The organism is Polaromonas sp. (assembly GCF_039930745.1).
GTDB lineage: Bacteria > Pseudomonadota > Gammaproteobacteria > Burkholderiales > Burkholderiaceae_C > Polaromonas.
The window spans coordinates 1-4986 of the sequence record NZ_JBDTTH010000161.1 but is presented as its reverse complement, the minus strand read 5'-3'; the positions used below and the strand labels follow the sequence as shown (position 1 = coordinate 4986).

Genomic DNA, 4986 nt, shown 5'->3' with positions numbered 1-4986 from the left:
CGCATCGCGCAGACCAGGCCGTAGGAAGTACAACACACCGGCACCATGCCCAGCACCACGGCCAGGACGCGTTGCCACAGCGCCACCTCCAGCATGGCCGCCTGCAGCGCCGACAGGCTGATGCCGGAGCGCAGCAGCAATCCCTCGGTCGGCGTGGTTATGAGCTGATAACACACGGCCAGCGGCAGGGCCACAGCCAGTGAGGCACACACCCAGGCAAAGGCGTTGTTCAAGCGCTGCACGTCAGGGCGTGTCAGGGTGCTTGCGGCGAATGTATTTTTCATGGCTTACCCCTCATGTCGTGAGGCGCCCATTTTGCCTTATAAATATCTGTAAAACAATAATTACTTTCTGTTAAACACTAATTTTTACAAACTCAAGCCTTACCCGTTCCGGCAGCAAAGTCTGGTAAGGTCAATTGCATTCAGACACTTCCGCCGCCCTTCTGCCTCCCTCTTTCTCTCCTGACGATAACCACCAAGATGACCTCTTCTGCCCCCACCAAAACCGCTGCTCTTCAGTCCCTCCAGGGCATGCGCGTCCTCAGCTTGGCGCTCAACCTGCCCGGCCCCGCCGCTCTAATGCGCTGCCGGCAAATGGGCGCCATTTGCGTCAAGCTCGAGCCGCCCGCGGGCGACCCCATGGGCCTTTACAACAAGCCGGCCTATGCACAGCTGCACGAAGGCGTGAAGGTGCTGAGCGCCGACCTGAAAAGCGAAGCCGGCCAGAAGGTGTTGCACCGCGAGCTTGAAAAAGCCGATGTGCTGCTCACCTCGTTTCGCCCCTCAGCCATTGAAAAGCTCGGCCTGGGCTGGAAGAAAATCCACTCGCTTTACCCCGCGCTCTCGCATGTCGCCATCGTTGGCGCGCCGGGCGCCTTAGGCGAAGAGCCCGGCCACGACCTCACCTACATGGCAAACAACGACCTGCTCACCGGGCTGAACCTGCCACCCACGCTGTATGCCGACATGAGCGGCTCGCTGATGGCCAGCGAAGCCGTGCTGCAGGCCGCGCTGCGCCGGCAGGCGCCCTACACCGGCTCGGGCGACCCGCACCCCCTGGGCGCCTTCATCGAAGTGGCGCTGTCCCATGCCGCCGCCTACCTGGCCCTGCCGCGGCAATGGGGCTTGACCCAGCCCACCGGCTCGGTCGGTGGCGCGCATGCCGGCTACCGCGTCTACGCCTGCAAGGACGGCCGCGCGGCCGTGGCAGCGCTGGAGCCGCACTTTGCCGCAGCGCTGTGCGAAGCAGCCGGCGTGCAGATGAAGGACATGACAACCATGTTCGCTTCTACGACGCACGAAGCGGTTGCCGCTTTCATGCGCACGCAGACCCGTGAGCAGTTGGACAAGCTGGCGGAAGAGAGAGACATTCCATTGCAAACGCTATCGAATCAATAGCTGTTAGCGCCCGTTGGATAAGGGCTATAGGGCGATTTGGCTTCAAACTTAAATTTTCCAGCGCCCTTGCTGTCATTGCAGCCTCAACCTGCTACTGCCTGGAAATACCAAAGTTGACTTCCCGCCAAGCGTACTGGTACTTCCTAGAGTGATCGATTCGAAAATGCGCTTTGATACGGCACTTCGTAGAAGTCAGCGACCTACGCTGAGATCGCTGACTTCTATTTATTTAACTACTGCCAATTCGCCGCAAGTACCGGATTTAAGGTATCGGCGTAGTTGGCCGGCAATGTGGTCTCCCCGGCAGCTGGCGGCGCAAAACTAGCCATCGCTTGCACCAAGTTCTGCACTTGACTATCCAGCAGCGTCTTGCCGTCACTCGTCTTGAACTGCTCTACGTGGTAGAGATTTCCCAAGTACCAACTGCCGATGCTAACCTTGTCGGTAGACCCAATAACGCTGACGTTCAGATCGTTGCCGTTCCGTGTGAACCAGAGCTGATCTGCCGCAATCCCCGCACCGAACGTCAGCACGTCGGTGTTGGCAAAGCCGGCGCTGTAATCGGTGATCGTGTCCTGCCCGTCTCCCAGGTTGAAGATGTAGGTGTCGTTGGCGTAGGTGCCGATCATCGTGTCGTTGCCCGTCCCGCCGATGTACGTCGTTCCAGTGCCCGAGAAGGCACTGCTCACATTGAGCAGGTCATCTCCCGCGCCACCGTCGAGTGTGTCTCCACCGCCCACCGCCGTCAGCGTGTCGTTGCCGTCTCCGCCGCGCAGCACATCGGCAAAGGCGCTCACGCCGGACAGCGTGTCGTTGCCGGCCGTGCCGAACACCTCCAGTGCCCGGGTGTTGACCTGGCTGTTGGTCCACACCGTGCCGTCATCAAACCGGATCTGCTCGATCTGGTAGTAGCGTGTCGAGTCGTTGAACCAGTTCTTCACCGTGATCTGGTCCGTCCCGCCTGCCACCTTGAAGATCAGGTCCAGCCCGCTGCGCACTGGTGTCACATCCGCCGCCGCAATCCCCGCACCGAACGTCAGCACGTCGGTGTTGGCAAAGCCGGCGCTGTAATCGGTGATCGTGTCCTGCCCGTCTCCCAGGTTGAAGATGTAGGTGTCGTTGGCGTAGGTGCCGATCATCGTGTCGTTGCCCGTCCCGCCGATGTACGTCGTTCCAGTGCCCGAGAAGGCACTGCTCACATTGAGCAGGTCATCTCCCGCGCCACCGTCGAGTGTGTCTCCACCGCCCACCGCCGTCAGCGTGTCGTTGCCGTCTCCGCCAAGGAGATAATCCGCTCCGGTAGAACCGGCAAGGGCGTTATCTGAAGAGTTCCCGAGCAATATGGTTCCTGGACCATACATGGCTGTAGCTCCAAGTGCCCCCTCGGCCACGAGCTGAATACGCTCTTGCGCAAGTACATTCTGAAGCTCAGGCGTCATTGCCGCGGAGCGAAGCACAGTGTTCAAAGTGCTGTAAACGGACCACCCGGCAGCTAGAGAGATTTCGTTGGCGTACTTTTTAAGATCAACCAGATCACGGACCACTCCAACCATACCGACAGCGGCCTTTTCCTGCGCGAGACCGATGGAAGCTGACGGATCAAACCGTAAGCCGGTCTCATCAACGACCAACTCGATGGCGTCGAGATAGGGTCGCAGCCTCGTCTGCACCACCAACGCACCGTACACACTTTCCTTGAGTGCGTCGTAGGCTTGCTGAAGAAGCGCCACCTGCTGGGCTGGAGGACTGATGGTGTATTGGTACACCACATTTGTGTTTCCTGGCTCGGTTGTAGCTCTGACTGCAAAGCCAGCCGGCCGGGGACCACCTTCTGCGTTGCCATAAAAGTGGCTGCCGTTGAAAGCCTCAAGCACATTGATCAAATTTTTGTACTGGGTCACCGTGATACCGGCGGGCAGATTGAACGAAAGGCTGACGTTCGCGGCTGGGACATTGCTTGAAAATATCCCACCCGTAAATCCTGATGTCTCTGCCCAAAGGGTGACCAGGTTATCAAGCTGACTGCGCTGGCCTTCCCTGGTGGAGGTCGCAGCATAGGTAGTCAAGGCAGCAGCGAAGTCCTCACTCAAACTGGCGGCAGCTTGCATGTTTCTGACCATGCCAGAACCATTCATCTGGGGAAGTTCTTGGGCCTCCACAGTGATTGGCACGGGGTTACCGGCCTCATCCACGACCTCCGAGGGAAACTCGGTGAAGAAATTATTGGCCTCCAGATCAATCGCGCCTACCGTATGTGTCTGCCCATCTTGCGTGAAGGTTGTGCTCAAGGCGACCAGGTTGCTGTTAATCACTTGCCCGGCCTGCGGGCCGGCAGCCGTACCGTTTACACCTATGCTGGAAATGCTCAACTCTGCCAAGGTCTTGAGTTCAGTGCTCTGACTGATGCCGTCCTGATTGGTATCCTGCCAGATCTTCAGCTCGCCATAGGCGGCATCTGCGGCTGTGATGAACCCATCGCCATCGGAGTCCAGGTCGCGCAAGGCATCAAAGCCGTCGGTAGCGAAGCTGTTGTTGCTTTTGATGGTGTCAACGCCGAACAATTCGCGGCCGGTGCTTATGGCGCCGTCATTGTCGAGGTCGCGTACCAGAAAACCGTCGCCGCCCGTGGCCCAGCCTGTGCCGGTCTTGATGCCGTCGGCGTTGTGGTCGAAGAGAACTGTGCCTGATGCGCTCACCAGCTCGATGCCGTCTCCGTCCAGATCGAGCACCAAGGGGTCCACGCGTACTACCAGGTTGCGGGCCTGGTTGAATTGGGTGCCGGTAGCGGCATCAACCTGGGCATCGATTGCCTCCTGCCGGTGACGGATTTGCTTGTACGCATTACCCAACAACCCACCAGACAACAAGCCGCCAAGCTCGGGGTCAAGCAAGGTATCAGTGGTAACGATACTCCTAGTGACTACGGGGTAAGAAAGTCCATTGGGCAGTTTTATTTTTACATCGACTTCTGCTGACGGGATGGGTGGCAATGAAGGGTCGGTCGGATGCGGAACAAAATCGCCAGGCTTAATTGTTGTTTCTATTGTTGCCCCGCCCGCACCCGGTATGGGCATGCTTATGGATATCGCAGGACCTTTTGCTGACACCGATCCATCCGAATTAACACTTGACGTGCCTTTTATTTGAATGGTGCTGCCACCCGTGGTCGAACCCCCTGTGCCATAACTTACGCCGTCTGGCCCAATTTTGATGGAGTCGACCCTTCCATTTTGGGGCAGTGGATTACCCAAGGAGTCCTTGTCCCTGGGCTTGAAGGTTACCGACATCTCCCCGGTGCCCAGATTCAATTCTTTGGATACTTTGATATTGACGTTCGAATTCCACATTGACATTTTTAATACCCTTTGTTAATTGAACAACTTGGCCTTACGAAAGGCTCTCCCATAGTTTTTTCCATAACTAATACCGAAACGTGCCAACAGCACCGCGGCAGCATTACCAAAATCTGTCATTCCGACTTCCCATGACTTCGACGACATCACCTCTCCCTCAAACTCTCACTACCCGCCCTCTGAATCGGGCTCAGCAAATACTCAATCACCCGCCGCTGCCCGGTCTTGATCTC

The 4986-nt window shown here is 57.7% G+C and carries 3 protein-coding genes and 1 pseudogene; 1 reads left to right on the top strand and 3 read right to left on the bottom strand.

The features are described from left to right. Window positions 1-284: hypothetical protein (locus tag ABI660_RS22965; protein ID WP_348072504.1), on the bottom strand; the 284-nt coding region annotated here is incomplete at its 3' end. Between the two features lie 198 nt (window positions 285-482). On the opposite strand from ABI660_RS22965, the gene ABI660_RS22960 reads away from it, so the two are divergent. Continuing rightward, the gene (locus tag ABI660_RS22960) at window positions 483-1400 is read left to right on the top strand and encodes a CoA transferase (RefSeq protein WP_348072502.1); all 918 of its coding nucleotides are present in this window, start codon (window positions 483-485) and stop codon (window positions 1398-1400) included. Window positions 1401-1633: 233 nt separating this feature from the next. Here the strand turns inward: ABI660_RS22960 and ABI660_RS22955 are convergent, their stop codons facing one another. Then, window positions 1634-4747, bottom strand: coding sequence for a calcium-binding protein (locus tag ABI660_RS22955; protein ID WP_348072500.1), 3114 nt, complete (start codon window positions 4745-4747; stop codon window positions 1634-1636). Between the two features lie 152 nt (window positions 4748-4899). Further along, a pseudogene (locus ABI660_RS22950) lies at window positions 4900-4986 on the bottom strand (HlyD family secretion protein); the annotation flags it as partial.